Source organism: Bacillus basilensis, assembly GCF_050630465.1.
GTDB classification, from domain to species: domain Bacteria; phylum Bacillota; class Bacilli; order Bacillales; family Bacillaceae_G; genus Bacillus_A; species Bacillus_A basilensis.
The window spans coordinates 1-19,123 of record NZ_JBNTQO010000022.1 but is presented as its reverse complement, the minus strand read 5'-3'; the positions used below and the strand labels follow the sequence as shown (position 1 = coordinate 19,123).

The window sequence follows — 19,123 nt, the reverse complement described above, 5'->3', positions numbered from 1 at the left end:
TTTGTGGGCAGTAAGACCCCCACCTCAAAATTCAGCGGAAGCAAAGAAGTTAGGTGGGGGATCAACTGTCCGTAAAAGCCTGATTGGTGTGGGCTAATAATCAGTGGGGGATGAAGAAAACCCCCACTGATTAAAGTTTCACTTTATGTGATGCGGTAATAAAACTATCTAGTTTGCTATTCTTAGTATTTGTAAAGTATATATATTTTTTCCTCTTTTGTGGAAATTAAAACTAATGTTGCGACCAGTAATATAGTGCCAATTAGATAAAACTAGTTGCCACTATATAGCCGATTTTTTGAATATTCCATTCGTTTTTTTATTCTTATTCTTTGTTGATGAAAAGACCTTTCTCTCAATTAAATGTTTAATTGAGTACTTGAAATTCCTCCACCTTGTATTTTTCAAAGTATAGTGCTTCAAAAATAGCCTTATCACTTTCAGCTGTTTCCAATTTTATGACTTCGTTATTATCTTTTTTTAAAATTTGGAACGAAGTGGTTTTTCAGTTTCACATTTAAATTAGCAGTATTTATTTTTGGAATTCAATTTGTATAAGTAATTGAATTGGAACTTTGACTGTTGTTTCTTGCGGTGGTACAGTATCTCCTGTAACTTTCGCTGCATTTTAAATCTTTTTCCAGCTTGGTCCTCGCATTGACTACCACTGTATTTTGTAGTACTTCACTGTTTTCTCAAGTTCAATAATTATATCTTGTAGAATTAAGAAAAGAACTTAGTGTATTTCATTTACTTATCTACTCTGATATTTAGATGCTAACTACAATTAAATAATATATGATTTTTATAAAAAAGATATAGTAATATTTTGTTGTGAATTGTACTAATTTGATATTTTATAGTATTATTTGTCGTGAATTATATCTAACAGAATATATTTTATGGATCTATAAAGGAGAATGTAATGAATACTTCCATCGATATACAACACTTGTGTGATCTTGCACATAAAGCATTTAATGCCCCTGTACATATTTTATCTGCAGACAGAAAAATTTTATATCATTCTACATCTGATAATGTTTGTAGTCCTTTTTATTCTTCAAAAGAAGAACATCTTAGTGATATTTATCAAGAAAACGATCCCTTTAACTTGCCACTTTTCCGAAGTAACAACTATCTTGAAAATTTTGTTCTAATTCATATAGAAAATCATGATGATATTAAAGGGACTATTATAATCGGTCCTACTATACATCCAAAAGATTCAGATGATATGATCATAAAATTTCAGAAAGAATTTAAATCAAATGATAACATTCAAGAAAGACTTGCCTATTATCAGTGTTTATCTGAGATTAAAAAAACTACATTAATTGATATGGGAATTTTATTACATTACATGATTTTCAATGAAAAGTTAGATGTAGATATTGTCTTGGAAAAAAATAAAGTACTAGAGGAAATTCCTAATAAAATTGTGAAACCTGATTTATATATTTTAAAACGCCGACAAAACAAACCTAAAACGCACAATATGGCATTAGTAAATGATTTCTTTTCGACTATCAAAGAAGGAAATAAAAAAAAGTTAGTACAGTATATGTATGCGGTTTCGCAAGAAGATGTTGAACTTATGCTAATAGAGGATCCGCTCAGGAATCAAAAAAACCTTGGAATTATTGCGATTACCTTAGCCACTCGATATGCAATAGAAGGAAATCTGCCACCAGATATTGCTTTTGCTCATAGTATTTTATATATACAAACCCTAGAACAATTAGATAGTGTAGAATCTGTAAAGCGTTTGTCAGGGGACGCTTTACGTACCTTTGCAGATCGTGTGAAAGAATACAATGCAAAAAAGTATTCTTACGCGGTTACTACATGTATAAAACATATTAATAAAAATGTTTACGATGGAATATCTCTGAATGAACTTGCTAATCATTTAGAAATTACGCCTACTTATCTGTCTAAACTATTTAAGAAAGAAATGGGAATCACTTTAAGCGAATATATTCAAAGGGAACGAGTGGAAGAAGCAAAAAAATTATTAACACTCACTACTTATTCGTTATCAGATATCTGTGCTTGGCTTAACTTTAATGACCAAAGTTATTTTATAAGAGTTTTCAAAAAAAACACTAGCATGACTCCTAGGCAGTACCGTGAAAAATATACAATAATATAAGCTTGTTATCTGCTGTCTCCAATGTAAAGACTTAAACATGGGTATAAGTATCCTAAAAAATAAAAATTCACTAACCATTATTTTGCTAAAGGAAACAAAAAGATAGAAGGCTGCAAAGTGTTTCAAGGAGGCTTTGCAGCTTTTTTGTAATTTAGAACCTACGTTTATAACGAAGATAAGTTTATAGATTAATATCTTCATATTAAATATTTAATAATAATGATATTAGGATGTTTTGTGAAAAAATCAAAAATATAACATATATTACTAAATATATCTACATTTTATGCAATTATACATAACTAAATAAAGGTAAAAAAGTATAAAAAGACCTATAATATTATTCTATAAGTATTTTTTCTAAAATAAAATTTCTTGGTTGAGATAAAATAGTTATTTTTAACCGTATACACATTAATTTGTAATCATTGCAATTACAGAAATGAAATTTACGAATAACTATATTTATATAATTTTTTTCAGGGCATATTTTTATTTAACAGTAAATTATCGAGCTTAATCGACAAAATTTTTCTATTTACGCATTAAAAATTTAATGTTTTAATGAACAACATAACTGGTATGACCAGACAGAAAGGAGAAGGTTACGCTAATAGGAATTATAGTGAAGTTGTAATTAACATTATGTCGTTAATAATTTTCTAAATAGTCAATTTATTAACAAAAGGTCAAGAATCAAATTTGTAATAAACGTGTTCTAAGTTTCTGCATAACAAAAGTGAAGTTATTCCGCAATAAAAGTATAAGCGATGTACAGCATAATTTCACCTTTTGTAGTCTAATAAGGAGTTTGCGGACAAAACTAAGAGATATATTATGAAATTAAAATTAAACAATGTTACGACAAGATTAACTGTAAGCATTGGTGTATTAATTCTCGCGGTTCTGTAAGTTAAACCGCAATTCTAGGGAAGAATTAATAATTTACTATTCATAGGGTGCTTGATTCAAATATATTTAGTAAATTTTTGTTATTTATATTTGAAAAATAGAGTATCGAATGAGAGATAAATAAAATCCTTACATCCTATTAGAAGTGAAAACTAACGATATTACCCTATCTGAAAGATTTCTCCTTCCTAACCAGTTTACAAAGAGAGAGATCGTACAAGTTATATGAATTAAGTTATAAAAACAATGGTAAAGGAGTGTACGGAATGAAAACTAAAATAATTACAGGATTATTAGTCACATCCATTGTAACTGGAGGAAATATTCCTATCAATACTCTCGCAACACCAATCGTTCAAGCGGAAACTCAACAGGAAGGCATGGATATTTCCTCTTCATTACGAAAATTAGGTGCGCAATCTAAATTAATTCAAACGTATATTGATCAATCTTTAATGAGTCCTAATGTACAGTTAGAGGAAGTCACAGCTTTAAATACAAATCAATTCCTAATCAAACAAGATATGAAGGAATGGTCATCGGAACTCTATCCACAGTTAATTCTATTAAATTCAAAAAGTAAAGGATTTGTAACAAAATTTAATAGCTATTACCCGACATTAAAATCGTTTGTAGACAATAAAGAAGATAGAGAAGGGTTTTCGGATAGACTTGAAGTACTTCAAGAAATAGCTATGACGAATCAAGAAAATACGCAACGGCAAATCAATGAATTAACAGATCTTAAATTACAGCTTGATAAAAAATTAAAAGATTTTGACACTGATGTGGCAACTGCGCAAGGCATATTAAGTACAGATGGAACAGGAAAAATAGATCAGTTAAAAAATGAAATATTAAATACCAAAAAATCAATTCAAAATGATTTACAGCAAATTGCATTAATACCAGGGGCTTTAAATGAACAGGGATTTGCTATATTCAAAGAAGTTTATAGTCTTTCAAAAGAAATTATTGAACCAGCTGCTCAAGCAGGGGTGGCAGCGTATAACAAAGGAAAAGAAATTAACAACTCTATTCTAGAAGCTGAGAAAAAAGCAGTGCAAGAAGCAACAGAGCAAGGTAAAACTGCTCTAGAGATTGAATCAGCAAAAAAAGCAGCTCGTGAAGCAATTGAGAAAAGCAAACAAGGTGAAATAGCAGCCGCAGCCGCAGCAAAAACACAAGAGTATGACCTGATGAAGGTCATTGATACCGAAAAGATTAAGAAAACATTTGGCGTTTTTGCTGAAGTAAATAAATTAACAGCAGAACAGCGAGCATATTTAGATGATTTAGAGAAACAAAATCAAAAAATATATGATTTAACAACGAAATTATCAATAGCTGATTTACAAAAATCAATGCTTCTTCTTACACAAAATGATTTGCATACGTTTGCAAATCAAGTAGATGTAGAACTGGATCTACTAAAGCGCTATAAAGAAGATTTAAATCTAATAAAAAATAGCATTACAAAATTATCTACTAATGTTGATACAACTAACGAGCAGTCTCAAAAAGATACATTAAGACAATTAAAAAATGTAATAAGTTACCTTGAAGAACAAGTATATAAATTTTAATATTGCGTTTTTTGGGAATTCATAAAGATTATAAGCATTTAGCGAAAGAAGGAGAATAGTCATGAAAAAATTTCCATTCAAAGTACTAACTTTAGCTACATTAGCAACTGTTATAACTGCTACTACCGGTAACAGTATTCATGCATTTGCACAAGAAACGACCGCTCAAGAACAAAAAGTAGGCAATTATGCATTAGGCCCCGAAGGACTGAAGAAAGCATTGGCTGAAACAGGGTCTCATATTCTAGTAATGGATTTATACGCAAAAACAATGATTAAGCAACCAAATGTAAATTTATCTAATATCGATTTAGGCTCAGAGGGGGGAGAGTTGCTCAAAAATATTCACCTTAATCAAGAGCTGTCACGAATCAATGCGAATTACTGGTTAGATACAGCGAAGCCACAGATTCAAAAAACTGCTCGTAATATTGTAAATTACGATGAACAATTTCAAAATTATTACGACACATTAGTAGAAACGGTACAAAAGAAAGATAAGGCAGGTCTAAAAGAGGGCATAAATGATTTAATTACTACAATCAATACAAATTCAAAAGAAGTTACAGATGTGATTAAGATGCTACAAGACTTCAAAGGGAAACTATATCAAAATTCTACAGATTTTAAAAATAATGTTGGTGGTCCAGATGGGAAAGGTGGATTAACTGCAATATTAGCAGGTCAACAGGCAACGATTCCACAACTTCAAGCTGAAATTGAGCAACTTCGTTCTACTCAGAAAAAACATTTTGATGATGTATTAGCTTGGTCAATTGGTGGTGGGTTGGGAGCAGCTATTTTAGTTATTGCAGCTATTGGAGGAGCGGTAGTTATTGTTGTAACTGGCGGCACAGCAACACCAGCTGTTGTTGGTGGACTTTCAGCTCTTGGAGCAGCTGGTATCGGTCTAGGAACTGCGGCTGGTGTTACAGCATCTAAGCATATGGACTCCTATAACGAAATTTCTAACAAAATCGGAGAATTAAGTATGAAAGCAGATCGTGCTAATCAAGCAGTTCTTTCGCTTACTAACGCGAAAGAAACATTGGCATATTTATATCAGACTGTAGATCAAGCGATATTGTCTCTAACAAATATTCAAAAGCAATGGAATACAATGGGCGCAAATTATACAGATTTACTGGATAATATCGATTCTATGCAAGACCACAAATTCTCTTTAATACCAGATGATTTAAAAGCTGCTAAAGAAAGTTGGAATGATATTCATAAAGATGCAGAATTCATTTCAAAAGATATTGCTTTTAAACAGGAGTAGAACTGAAATTTAAAACCTAAATTGGAGGAAAATGAAATGATAAAAAAAATCCCTTACAAATTACTAGCTGTATCGACGTTATTAACTATTACAACCGCTAATGTAGTTTCACCAGTAACAACTTTTGCAAGTGAAATTGAACAAACGAACAATGGAGATACGGCTCTTTCTGCAAATGAAGCGAGAATGAAAGAGACCTTGCAAAAGGCTGGATTATTTGCAAAATCTATGAATGCCTATTCTTATATGTTAATTAAGAATCCTGATGTGAATTTTGAGGGAATTACCATTAATGGATATGTAGATTTACCTGGTAGAATCGTGCAAGATCAAAAGAATGCAAGGGCACATGCTGTTACTTGGGATACGAAAGTAAAAAAACAGCTTTTAGATACATTGAATGGTATTGTTGAATACGATACAACATTTGACAATTATTATGAAACAATGATTGAGGCGATTAATACAGGGGATGGAGAAACTTTAAAAGAAGGGATTACAGATTTGCGAGGTGAAATTCAACAAAATCAAAAGTATGCACAACAACTAATAGAAGAATTAACTAAATTAAGAGACTCTATTGGACACGATGTTAGAGCATTTGGAAGTAATAAAGAGCTCTTGCAGTCAATTTTAAAAAATCAAGGTGCAGATGTTGATGCCGATCAAAAGCGTCTAGAAGAAGTATTAGGATCAGTAAACTATTATAAACAATTAGAATCTGATGGGTTTAATGTAATGAAGGGTGCTATTTTGGGTCTACCAATAATTGGCGGTATCATAGTGGGAGTAGCAAGAGATAATTTAGGTAAGTTAGAGCCTTTATTAGCAGAATTACGTCAGACCGTGGATTATAAAGTAACCTTAAATCGTGTAGTTGGAGTTGCTTACAGTAATATTAATGAAATGCACAAGGCGCTTGATGATGCTATTAACGCTCTTACTTATATGTCCACGCAGTGGCATGATTTAGATTCTCAATATTCGGGTGTTCTAGGGCATATTGAGAATGCAGCTCAAAAAGCCGATCAAAATAAATTTAAATTCTTAAAACCTAATTTAAATGCAGCGAAAGACAGTTGGAAAACATTACGAACAGATGCTGTTACATTAAAAGAAGGAATAAAGGAATTAAAAGTGGAAACTGTTACTCCACAAAAATAGGGAAATATTAATTCTGTTGTAAGGTGAACTAAAACATAGAAAGTCTATGATTACACTGTTAAACAGAAAAGTTATAATTAATAAATCCTTATATAACAGAAAGGCGGAGTCTCATTAAAGACTTCGCCTTTCAATTATATATAAGTATGATTCGAATAAAAAATAACCTTGTAGTTTATTTTTTTTTAAAATTTGCAACAGAATCGATTAATTTGAAGCAGATTATATAAATTTTCTTTAATACTTAATGATTTGAAGGCTGCTAAAGAAAGTTCAAACGATACTGATAAAAGATGTAGAACTCATTTTGAAAGACATCGCTTTTTAATAAGATTAGAACTTTAAACCATACCCTATAGAGGAGGAATACGAAATGATGAAAAAAATCCCTAATAAACTATTCGCTGTATCAGCGTTTTTAACTATAACAACTACTTATGCAGTCATACCACTAGAAACTTTTGCAATTGAAATTGAACAAACGAACAATGAAAATATATCTCTTTCAGCAAATGAAGAACAGATGAAAAAAGCTTTGCAAGATGCTGGTTTATTTGCAAAAGCTATGAATGAATATTCTTATTTACTAATTCATAATCCAGATGTGAGTTTTGAAGGAATAACTATTAATGGAAATGCAGATTTACCTAGTAAAATTGTACAAGATCAAAAGAATGCAAGAGCACATGCTGTTACATGGAATACACAAGTAAAAAAACATCTTTTTGATACATTGACAGGCATTATAGAATACGATACAAAATTTGAAAATCATTATGAAACATTAGTAGAGGCGATCAATACTGGAAATGGAGATACTTTAAAAAAAGGGATTACAGATTTACAAAGAGGAATTCAACAAAATCAAAAGTCTGCAAAAGCATTAATAGAAGAATTAATTCAATTAAAAAATGCTATTGGAGAAGATGTTAGAACATTTGGAAGTCATAAAGAGACATTGCAATCGATTTTAAAAAACCAAGGTGCTGATGTGGAGGCTGATCAAAAGCGTCTAGAGGACCTTTTAGGACAAGTAAAATATCAAAAAGACATAGAATCTAAGGGATTAGACATGGTGAAAATCCCCTTTATTCCAACCTTGATTGCTGGTGGCATAATGATAGGTGATGCAAGAGGTAAGTTAGGTTGGCTAGAACCTGAATTAGCAAAATTGCGTCAGACTGTAGATTATAAAATAACATTGAATCGTGTAGTTGGAGTTGCATTTCATAATATTAGTGATATGCATAGTATGCTTGATAATGCTATCACTGCTCTTACTTATATGTCTACGCAATGGGAGGATTTAGATTCTCAATATTCGGGTGTACTGGGACATATTGATAAAGCTGATCAAAAAGCTGATCAAAATAAATATAAATTCTTAACCCCTAGCTTGAATGCAGCGAAAAACAGTTGGAAAACATTAAAAACAGATGTTGTCACTTTGCAAGAAGGGATAAAAATTGCAGAGAAAAAAGAACAGGATTTTTTGAATCAGCTTCGTCCAGCAAACGTTTTCTACTTTTATAAAAAAATTCATAACGCCTACACATTTGAAATAAAGACTGGAACAAATGCGCCAAATGCGTCTTATAAACTTATGAATTTAACTAAAAACACTGTTCATAATATGTGGAGTGGAGGGGCTAATACTAACATGTGGGCTGATTGGCTTTCATTCAATCCAAATGATGAATTTGCGGTAGTAGCAGTAGTGGATGGCAAAGAATATGTTGTGTATAAAGACAAAGTACAAAATATAATGAACTGAATCTGAAAAGTAACAAAGTAATTGGAGCTGGACAATAAACTAGACACCAAGTTAATTGAAAAATCTCCTTATATCCTAGAATACTTTGCTCAAGCAAAAGAATTTGTTCAACGAAAAAGTAAATATTGAACTAAGGAGTTAGTTGTATTATGTGTATGGTTTTATCGAAAGATTTCAAGTACATTACTCATACAATTATGTAGTTATCCTGAAGCATCTACAGGTGTTCTTATCAACCTTGAAGAACTACTTAGCTTCCTAAGTGGAGTAATTTTATACAAAATTAAGTGAACTTTTTTGTACATAGATTAGTTGACATTTATATAGGCTTTTTCCATTTTTAAAGATAGTTTTGTTTTTTTGTGTTATTTTTCAAAAATTACAGATGAAATTTCTATATTCATGAACTCAGCGCATAATGATCGTTCGATGAAATGATATACCACGTCCCTTTAGAGTTTCAGACATATTACGATAACTTAAAGAAAAAAGATAATAGTAGTCAACGGTTGCTAATATCTTTTTTAAACTATTTTTCACTAAAATATCTTATCTGCTGTGCTCCTTATTTACTTTTCTAGATTTTATCCTAGTTTAAATTTTATGCATTTGAACTGTTTATACTATTTGTAGGATTTTTAGCTTTTTTGTCGAATACACTTAATGCAAGGAGGGACATTACATGATTATTAAAGATTATTTCATCAATCTTTCTATTTTTTCTTTATTAGTTAGCGCAGCAATATTTATTCAAGTGTTTACAATTAATTCTAGTCGATATTTCGAAAAGCTCTATGGAGGGATTATTGCAGTTACGTTAATGTTCTTTTCTTTTCCATACATGGGATTTTCCTACGATCTTCGAGTTGTTCCTCTTATTCTATCTTTTATTTACTTTGGTCGTATTGCTGGTTGGATTACGTTAATTAGCATAATTTTAATGCGTGTCTTTTACATTGGAGGGTATTGGGAACCTCCTGTGATTGCTTATTTAGGTATGGGGATTCTATTTTCTACTTTTAAAACTTATTTTAAAAAACTACATCCTTTTAAAAGTGCATCTTTCTATTTTTCTGTTTTTATTGGAATAAAGTGGTTAGTTGGCGTATTATTTAATACTACATTACTTTACACAGGAGGCTTATTATATATAGCGTTAGGACTTTTAATTGGGCTATTTCTTATGGAAGCCTACCAGAGATTGTATTATTTAACACAGGACTTATCTAAAATGAATCGAGAATTAAAAAAATCGAAGCAAGAACTTACAGATACCGTACATGAGCTTCAAGGAGGAATTTTTAAATTTAAAAAAGTGGGTAAGCACTTTATACACACTTTATGTGATGGACAGTTTTATCATCAAAACGGATTTTATTCTGAACAGGTGGTAGGAAAAAGCTTACGTACTATTGATGCTTCTATTATTCCTCCACATTTAGTTCCACAATTGATGAAGTACTATCTTCAGGCATGGGAAGGAAAAGAAATTATATTTGAATTACCTTGGCCAAATGATAAAACTATTATTCTTATTGCGCTTAGGCCGATTAAACGAAATGGACAAGTTATTGAAGTTGTTGGTTCTACAGTTGATATAACCGAAAGGAAAAAGGTAGAATCAGAATTAAGCGCTACCAAAGAATTATTAGAATCATTTATAAAGCACAATCTAGATGCTATTACCATTTCTGATCGAGAAGGGCATATTTTACAAGCGAATAAAGCTTATGAAAAGATATTTGGGTGGTCATCACAAGAAATCATAGGTAAGAGATTACCTTGTGTACCAGATTTTTTAATGGAAGAATCGCTTAATAATATTCAGAAAATTCTAACAGGTGAATCTGTGGTTACTAGATTAGAAACTGTTAGACAACGGAGCGATGGGAGTCTTCTCGATGTCAGTCTGACAGTTTCTCCTATACTAGATGTAAGAGGAAATGTGATAGCTTTATCAGCAATATGTAGAGACATCTCTGAAAGAAAACAAGCAGAAAGAGAACGGCATCGATTACACCAGCAATTAAGAGATAGTGAAATGAAGTACCGTGCACTAATCGAACAAGCGACTGATGCGGTATATGTAGTAGAGCTGAATGAAGATAATGCTCCAAGTCGATTTATTGAGGTAAATCCTGTTGGGTGTAGAAGATTTGGATATAGTAGAGAAGAGTTGCTCTCATTATCATTTTCAAATATAGTACCACAAGATTCTCAAATGATCGTAAGGTTATTAGAAAAAATTAAAAAGGGACAAACTTCCTTCACTTTGCAAGATGAATATGTTTTTCCAACAGGAAAAGTAATAACAACTGAGTTTAGTGTTCGTGTTTTTAACTTAAATGGTAAAAAAGTTTTCCTAAGTATTTCTCGTGATATTACTGAACGGCTAAAAACAGAAGAATTATTACGAAAATCTGAAAAACTTGCTGTTGTAGGACAATTAGCGACTGTAATGGCTCATGAGATTAATAATCCATTAACTGTAATGAAAGGGTTCATGCAATTACTAAAATCAACGGAAAATGAGAATAATCAGGGTTATATTAATATAGTATCATCAGAGATTGAGCGTATAGAGAGTATTACAACTGAATTTATGGTGGTAGCCAAACCACAGGTGCTAAAAATAAAACCTAATGATATTAGTGTGCTAATGGATCAAGTTTTAATGCTACTACAACCTCAAGCAATTATGAATAATATAAAAATTAGAATCGATCGTAACCCTGGTATTCCATTGATTTCATGTGAAGGAAATCAATTAAAACAAGTATTTGTTAATATATTAAAAAATGCCATTGAATCTATGCCGATGGGAGGGGAAATTCTGATTCAATTAAATATACTTGATAATAATCAATTAAGCATTCGTTTTATCGATCAAGGGTGTGGGATTCCAAAAGAACGTATACCATACCTCGGAGAACCTTTTTATAGTATTAAAGAAGAGGGGATTGGCTTAGGGTTAATGATCTGTTATAAAATTATTGAAACACATCAGGGAAAGGTATTTATTGAGAGTGAAGTGAATAAGGGGACTATAGTTGAAGTCACTCTCCCTATTTGTACACTTCAAAATTAATATATTCTTTTACTGAAATTTTTTAAGAAACCATACAGAATGTAATGCTATTCTCTACTACGGCTCTTACTCAACTGGTGTAGTCAGTTAGAAATCATAACAGGGATTTTATTAAGCATGGAGGGACTTAATCGACACTTTAACTTAGCTTATGTAGGTATCTACCGTTCTAAAAAACAATTTCTACATATTATACCAAAATAAGGAATGCACTTTTAGGATTTATAAAAAATATAATTAGGATTAAATTAAAACCTTCGAAAAAGCCTGTTATAAAAACATCCTTTCTTTAGAACCAAAAGAAAGGGTGTTTTTAATATCGTAATTATGCTTGAAAACATTTCTTATTTTTACTTTTAATACATTTTTTAACTAATCTTGGTTAAGTTATTTTCAAAGGCGTTATTATTAATTCAATAAATATATTTACATATCACCATCCCTAATTTTAAAAATAGCAATTTCCTGAAAACTATATATAGTTTCTTTCTGAAAGGAAGGGTATTATCAATTGAAACCACATGAAAGAATATCTGTTTACTCTATAGAATCTTTGCAGGATTTAATGAAATTACTAAAAAAATCTAAAGATTTTATAACGTTGGAAATTGCTTCTAATAATTCCTCTATAGTCATTTCATATTTTAGAACATTAATCGATGTAAATATATTTCATGAAGAGGTTTTGACTTATATAAAAGAGAAGAGCTTCGATTCGTTACAAGATATTCAGTCTGTCTTACCCTTTGAGAATTCAAAAATAACAAATCAAATGGAAGATATTCAGGATAGTATTTTAAATGGCTATATACTTATTCAGTTCGATACAGATACATTAAATTGTTTGTTAGTAAATGTGTCAAAGAAAGAAAAAAGGGATATTACAAAAGCTGAAATTGAATACAATATTGTTGGTCCGCAAATCGCATTTGTCGAAGATTTAGATGTAAATTTAAATTTAGTACGTAGAAAGCTTCCAACACCTTATTTACAAATGAAGGAATTGAAAGTAGGCTCTCTCTCTAACACAACTGTTGCAATTGTATTTATTGAGGGAATTGTAAATGATCAAAATCTACAAGAAATTATAAAACGGGTAAGTCAAATAAAAACAGACCATGTTTTGGATAGTACTTATTTAATTCAGTTAATTGCAGACAACCCGAATTCTATATTCCCTCAATTTTTGAATACAGAACGTCCTGACCGTGTGGCAGCTGTATTAGCAGAAGGGAAAATTGCACTTTTTGTAGATGGATCGCCTTATGCTATCACTCTTCCAACAACATTAATTGACTTTTTTTCTACGACAGAAGATTACACCATGCCTTGGATTATTTCCTCCTTTTTTCGACTGCTAAGGCTTTTTGCTTTTATTTTTTCTGTCTTAACTACTCCATTATATGTTGCAATCTTAACATATCATTACGAGCTAATTCCGAAAGAACTTCTTGAAACGTTAATCATATCGAGAAGTAGAGTGCCTTTTCCTCCAGTCATCGAAGCACTTTTTTTAGAAATAACGATTGAATTACTGAGAGAAGCGGGGGCACGTTTACCAACTAAAGTGGGTCTAACTGTCGGTATCGTAGGTGGTATTGTAATTGGACAGGCATCGGTAGAGGCAAGTCTTACAAGTAATGTACTTATTATCATTGTTGCACTTTCAGCTCTTAGTTCATTTACAGCACCAATATATCGAATTGGTAATACAATTCGAGTAATTCGTTTTCCTTTTATAATATCTGCACACCTGTTGGGCTTATTAGGAATTGTTTTAACAAGCTCTTTGCTTTTAGCACGTTTATTACGTACAGAATCATTAAGACGTCCTTATTTGTTTCCTTTTTATCCTACACGCCCTACAGATTGGAAAGACAGCATTATCCGTTTGCCAATCTCAGCGATGTTCCGACGCCCAATTTTTTCAAGATCTAAACAGCGTTTTCGTTTTAATCCAGAAGAGGTAGAGAAAAATAAAATCAAATCACGAAATGATTTTGATGATTGAAATTAACAGGGAGGAGCATTATGAAACAGGTCCCAATTGAGTATCAAGTCTCTCCATATATGGTATTTTTTTTAATTATTACTATACAGATGGGGGTTGGTATGCTTGGTTTTGAAAGGATTAGTGCAAAATTAGTTGGAAATGATGCGTGGATTAGTACGCTACTTTTTGGAATATCTGTTAATCTTATGATTTGGATCATATATCAGATTTTAAATCAGGGTAATGGAGACATCATTGCAATCAATCAAGACGTACTTGGAAAATGGATTGGTGGATTGTTCAACTTCATTTTTTTATCCTATATTGTATTGTTAGGTGCAACAACACTACATACTTATATCGAAGTAGTACATGTTTGGATGTTTCCTTCCATTTCATCTTGGGTTATAGCTGGGGCTTTTTTAGGCTTATGTTATTACATTGTTACTGGAGGATTTCGTGTAGTTGCTGGAATCGGCTTCTTTGGAATCGTTATCCCCAGCATTCTAATCTTCACATTTTTTTATCCTTTGCAGTATGCAGATTTTCAGAATTTATTTCCAATCGCACAGCATTCATTCCTAGAAATTATGAAAGGAATGAAAGGAAATATGTTTAGTTTTTTTGGATTTGAAATGTTATTGTTGTACTACCCATTTATTAAAAAGGCAAGAACGTCTCAGAAATATGCGCACTATGCAAATTTAGTAACGACTATTGTCTACACATACCTTATGATTTTAACTCTTGCGTTTTTTAGTGAAAAACAACTAGCGAGCGCGATATGGGCATATTTAAGCATGATTAAAATTATACAATTTCCCTTTATAGAGCGATTTGAATACATTATTGTTTCTGTTTGGGCTTTTTTTATATTACCCAATGTTTCCTTTACATTATGGGGAGTAAGTCGTGGTATAAAAGAGGCACTGGGAATAAAGCAAAAATATGTTTTGCCAGTTATCATCGTATTCATCTTTGTTTTATCATTTTTCTTGAATAACCGTAATAAAATTAACTTATTAAATACTTGGACAGGTCAAATTGGCTTTATATATATATATGTATACCTACCCGTACTATGGCTAATCCAAACCGCCAAAATAAAGTTAAGGAGATAAACATGAAGCGATGGATACTTTTCCTTATAGTAAGTGTCTTCTTAATAGGTTGTGCTAAAACGAAAATTGTGGATGACATTGACTTAGTTCAAGTTGCGGCATATGATACTGAAGCAGAAGGCAAGCTAAAAGGAACCTTTGCGATTTCAGCTTATAAAGGAGGCGGGGAAGGTGAAACGAAAATCTATTCAGCATCAGGACAGACTGGTAGAGAAGTTCTTGCAAGAGCATCCGAAAAATCTTCTGGACCTCTAGAGTTGGGACAATTGCGTGTTATTATATTTAATAAAAAAATAATTGAAAAGGGAATGCAGGAAATTTTAGAGACTTTGAACCGAAATCCTAGTGTAGGAAATGCAATTTATTTAGCAATTACAAATGTAAAAGGGGAATCACTATTAAAGGGGAACTATTCTAAAGAAAAAGAAATTGCTTCCTATCTATCCTCTTTACTGGAGCAAAATATGGACAACGGAACGCAGCCAAAAACAAATTTTTTTATGTTTTTAAACCAACTTAATGATGATGCGAGAGATTCATATTTACCGATGATATCTAAAAAAGGTAACGTGTTGGAGTTAGATGGAATAGCACTTTTTAAAAGATGTAAAATGGTTGATAAAGTGAACCCTAAAGATTTATTTGTATTTAAATTGTTGACAGATAATTTTAAACAAGGTACATACCACTTCAAACTACCTGGTTCTTCAAATACTTACGCCACGATAGAGAATATAAAAGCTAGAACAAAATATAAGATGGCGGGGAATAGTAAGCATCCATTCGTAAATGCTCATATTCAAGTTAAAGCTGAAATTCAAGAATTTACAAAAACAAAAAATCTAGATAACCCTAAAGAAATAAAAAAATTAGAAAGAATTATGGAAACAGAAATAGAAAAAAAAGCAACTACATTGATAAAGAGATTTATTAAAAAAGGCACAGATCCTATAGGACTTAGAAAGCTTGGTAGAACTCACGTAAGAAAATGGAACAGTCAAGAATGGGAAGAATCCTATAAACATTTACGTTTTCGTGTAACGGCTGATGTAAAAGTAACCCAATCTGGTGTTACAGAATAAATCAAATAAGATATAGAAAATTTCAATAAAAAAATATAGTCTCGCAGGAGATTAGGGAGAAGAGAAACTATTAGCAAAGAATTTCATAAACATTAAGATGCTTTGTTAATAGTTTTTATACCTGTAGCTTTATCACTTACAGTAACCATATTAGCATTCCATGAAGCATAATTTCATAATCTACACCAATACTAAAGGTTACACTTACACCTTGTTACAAGTTATTTATATGATTAAATATAAAACAGTATTAAATAAAGAAGTTCAAAAAGAATTCCCAGAGTTATATACTCAATTCATTAAGCAGACAAATAAAAAATCCATGTTATTAGAAATTGATGAAGCTAAAGAAAAAAGGGAGGAGTTAAAGAATAAATTAGTAAAATGAGTGGGCTAAAAAACTATGTTTTATGACATAATTCTTGTTTGAAATCTGTTATACTTTCAAATTCTTTCGATACAGAAATAGACATACAAAAACGCCATCCTTTCTTATAAATCTACAGAAAGAATAGCGTATTTTTCAAAAATGAGTTCCTTTATTGAAAAGCTTTGGTTCTATATGACAGATAAAAGGGCAAGCAATGCTAAAATAGCAGGAAGTCCTTGTTTTACGATAATTGATTTATTGGACGTGAAACCTCCGAAAATAGCTGCGATTATTTCCATACTATTCTGCCTCCTTTAGTCCTTAATATAAGTTTTATACTATTTCCATTTTGCAATTCTATCAACAGGGAGAAGATATGAAGCATATCCTTCGTCGGCTACTATATCAATAGGTAGAAGTATAACTGACACATAGCGCTCTTTTTCCAAACCAAAGAATGCATTGCTATTTTCCTTGTGATTCCCTCTGAGTGGATTTGGATTATACATGTGCACGTGCTGCCAGCATGAACTGCATGGAGAGAAGTACTAGATCAATCATTGTAGTTCCGCGATTTTCCTTGGTATGGAAGTTTTTAGGAAGGATATTTTTTTGTATATAAAATAATAAAATGTAATTTATGAATATAAAGTTGATAAAATGAATTCGGATTAATAATATTTCCCAAGTTAATCCTATATAAACCGTTTACAAATTAATTGTCTAAGTTTAAAGAGTGCAGTGTCTTCGTTCTTTATTGAATCAACTTTCAAATGTTGGTTCAATATTTTCTATTCTTTTGGAACTTAGTTCTCGTTTACTTCTCACAAAAGCAATAAAATCAATTATCTCTTCTGTTGAAAGTACTTCTCCATCTATTAAAAGTGTTGGATCTGGATTGTTTAGGAGTCTTGTAATATCAATTACATCTTTGTTTTGATGTGAATGTTCAATTCGACCTAATATATAATCTACAGACGTATCAAATAAATCTGCTATTTTAGATAAAGATTGTAATGAAGGTAATCTATAACCATTTTCATAACCAGCATAGGTGCTTTTCGCAATCCCAAGTCGATCTGCTGTCTCTTGTAAGGACCATCTTTGATTTTTTCTTAATTCAGATAAACGTTCCAACATTCGTCTCATATCCCATCTAATTTTATTAAATTAATTATAACATAGAAAAAGAATCAAGAATAGAAAAAGTATGCGTATTGAATACAAAATCTTGATTAATTCAAATTAAGTTCTATAATGATAAGTATAAGTGCGCATTTCGCGAACGATATATCGTTGTTTATTTTATGGAGGGGTTGTGTATGAAGAGAATTTTATTACTGGCAACTGGTGGGACAATTGCATCTGTGGAGGGGAATGAAGGGCTTGTTCCAGGATTATCTGCTGAGGAATTATTGAATTATTTTTCGAAGTCATCTCGAAACTTAGAAATAGATTGTAAAATCTTAATGAATATTGATAGTACCAATATGCAACCTGAGCACTGGAAAGAAATAGCTAATGCTGTTTTTAATCACTATGATGACTATGACGGGTTTGTGATTACACATGGAACGGATACGTTAGCTTATACATCTTCTGCGTTATCTTATATGCTTCAAGGTTTAAGAAAACCAGTTGTTTTAACAGGCTCACAAGTACCTATTAGTTTTAAAAAGACAGACGCAAAGAAAAATGTAGCTGATGCTCTTAGATTTGCCTGTGAGGATGTTGGCGGTGTGTTTATTGTTTTTGATGGTAGGGTGATTATTGGGACGAGAGCAGTTAAAATGCGAACAAAAAGTTATGATGCATTTGAAAGTGTGAATTATCCATATGTTGCTGAGGTAAATGAAGATGAAGTGAAATATCATTGGAAGCCAACGTCCTCCCATAATGAACTTTCAATAAATACTAATTTATGTACGGATGTTTTTCTTATGAAATTGTATCCAGGTACAAAGCCAGAGATATTTGATTGTTTAAAAGGTTTGTATAAAGGGGTTATTATTGAAAGTTTTGGTAACGGTGGATTACCTTTTGAAGGAAGGAACTTGCTTTCGAAAATTCAAGAGTTGACTGAAATGGGGATTGCTGTAGTGATTACTACTCAATGCCTGGAAGAAGGAGAAGACATACTTCTCTATGAAGTAGGACGGAAAGTGGCGCAACATCAAGTAATATTATCTGGAGATATGAATACGGAAGCCATCATAGCAAAATTGATGTGGACGCTTGGGAAAACTAATAAATTAGAAGAGATTAAAAAAATTATTGAAGAGCCTTTAGCCTACGATTTAACAATAAAATCTGATAAGGATTGGGAATGACTTCATATGATTTATTTAGGTTTTACATTTAATATGGGGGAGAAATTAAAATGGCAATGACAAACAAGAACGTGCGAGTGGAGAGGGATTTTTTGGGAGGAAAGGAATTACCTATTGAGGCATATTACGGAATTCAAACTTTACGCGCTGTTGAAAATTTCCCGATTACAGGGTACAAAATTCATGAAAGTTTAATTAGAGCGTTCGCAGTTGTAAAAAAAGCTGCAGCGCTTGCTAATACAGATGTAGGAAGATTAGAATTGAAC

12 protein-coding genes and 5 pseudogenes are annotated in these 19,123 nt (G+C 31.7%); 13 read left to right on the top strand and 4 right to left on the bottom strand.

Features of this window, described 5'->3' with window-relative positions:
* Positions 1–367 precede the first annotated feature (367 nt).
* Entirely contained in the window at positions 368–487 is a 120-nt protein-coding gene (locus ACQVV1_RS26200; RefSeq protein ID WP_163254307.1) for a peptidase, read from the bottom strand.
* A 438-nt stretch (positions 488–925) separates the two neighbouring features.
* Here ACQVV1_RS26200 and ACQVV1_RS26195 point away from each other — a divergent pair, with 438 nt between their 5' ends.
* From ACQVV1_RS26195 to ACQVV1_RS26145, 11 genes and pseudogenes are all read left to right on the top strand, one after another.
* On the top strand, positions 926–2,155 hold the full coding sequence (locus tag ACQVV1_RS26195; RefSeq protein ID WP_242252668.1) for a helix-turn-helix domain-containing protein: 1,230 nt from the start codon (positions 926–928) through the stop codon (positions 2,153–2,155).
* 1,178 nt (positions 2,156–3,333) lie between these two features.
* Positions 3,334–4,653: a hemolytic enterotoxin HBL lytic component L2 gene (hblC, locus tag ACQVV1_RS26190; RefSeq protein ID WP_431169717.1), complete on the top strand. Its 1,320-nt coding sequence runs from the start codon at positions 3,334–3,336 to the stop codon at positions 4,651–4,653.
* Between the two features lie 61 nt (positions 4,654–4,714).
* Complete coding sequence (gene hblD / locus ACQVV1_RS26185; protein ID WP_071736086.1) at positions 4,715–5,935, top strand: hemolytic enterotoxin HBL lytic component L1; 1,221 nt, start codon at positions 4,715–4,717, stop codon at positions 5,933–5,935.
* A gap of 36 nt (positions 5,936–5,971) precedes the next feature.
* Positions 5,972–7,099, top strand: coding sequence for a hemolysin BL binding component B (gene hblA, locus ACQVV1_RS26180; RefSeq protein WP_000591969.1), 1,128 nt, complete (start codon positions 5,972–5,974; stop codon positions 7,097–7,099).
* Positions 7,100–7,472: 373 nt separating this feature from the next.
* On the top strand, positions 7,473–8,873 hold the full coding sequence (gene hblB, locus ACQVV1_RS26175; RefSeq protein ID WP_431169716.1) for a hemolysin BL regulatory component HblB: 1,401 nt from the start codon (positions 7,473–7,475) through the stop codon (positions 8,871–8,873).
* A 21-nt stretch (positions 8,874–8,894) separates the two neighbouring features.
* Positions 8,895–9,122: pseudogene (locus ACQVV1_RS26170) on the top strand (hypothetical protein); the annotation flags it as partial.
* 433 nt (positions 9,123–9,555) lie between these two features.
* Positions 9,556–11,961: a PAS domain S-box protein gene (locus tag ACQVV1_RS26165; protein ID WP_309259038.1), complete on the top strand. Its 2,406-nt coding sequence runs from the start codon at positions 9,556–9,558 to the stop codon at positions 11,959–11,961.
* Between the two features lie 511 nt (positions 11,962–12,472).
* Positions 12,473–13,972 (top strand): spore germination protein, encoded by a 1,500-nt coding sequence (locus ACQVV1_RS26160; RefSeq protein ID WP_242252676.1) that lies wholly within the window; start codon positions 12,473–12,475, stop codon positions 13,970–13,972.
* 20 nt (positions 13,973–13,992) lie between these two features.
* Positions 13,993–15,075 carry a GerAB/ArcD/ProY family transporter gene (locus ACQVV1_RS26155; protein WP_242252678.1) on the top strand — a complete coding sequence of 361 codons (1,083 nt, stop codon included), beginning with the start codon at positions 13,993–13,995 and terminating at the stop codon, positions 15,073–15,075.
* A 2-nt stretch (positions 15,076–15,077) separates the two neighbouring features.
* Complete coding sequence (locus tag ACQVV1_RS26150) at positions 15,078–16,157, top strand: Ger(x)C family spore germination protein (protein ID WP_242253095.1); 1,080 nt, start codon at positions 15,078–15,080, stop codon at positions 16,155–16,157.
* 208 nt (positions 16,158–16,365) lie between these two features.
* Positions 16,366–16,542, top strand: a pseudogene (locus tag ACQVV1_RS26145) (nucleotide excision repair endonuclease); the annotation flags it as partial.
* Positions 16,543–16,715: 173 nt separating this feature from the next.
* On the opposite strand, the pseudogene ACQVV1_RS26140 reads toward ACQVV1_RS26145, so the two are convergent.
* The 3 genes and pseudogenes from ACQVV1_RS26140 to ansR form a co-directional block, all read right to left on the bottom strand.
* A pseudogene (locus tag ACQVV1_RS26140) lies at positions 16,716–16,820 on the bottom strand (DUF1304 family protein); the annotation flags it as partial.
* A 45-nt stretch (positions 16,821–16,865) separates the two neighbouring features.
* Positions 16,866–17,103: pseudogene (locus ACQVV1_RS26135) on the bottom strand (nitroreductase family protein); the annotation flags it as partial.
* A gap of 186 nt (positions 17,104–17,289) precedes the next feature.
* Positions 17,290–17,667, bottom strand: coding sequence for an HTH-type transcriptional regulator AnsR (gene ansR / locus ACQVV1_RS26130; protein WP_242253096.1), 378 nt, complete (start codon positions 17,665–17,667; stop codon positions 17,290–17,292).
* Between the two features lie 182 nt (positions 17,668–17,849).
* Between ansR and ansA the strand changes: the two genes are divergently transcribed.
* On the top strand, positions 17,850–18,857 hold the full coding sequence (gene ansA, locus ACQVV1_RS26125; RefSeq protein ID WP_431169715.1) for an asparaginase: 1,008 nt from the start codon (positions 17,850–17,852) through the stop codon (positions 18,855–18,857).
* 50 nt (positions 18,858–18,907) lie between these two features.
* Positions 18,908–19,123, top strand: a pseudogene (locus ACQVV1_RS26120) (hypothetical protein); the annotation flags it as partial.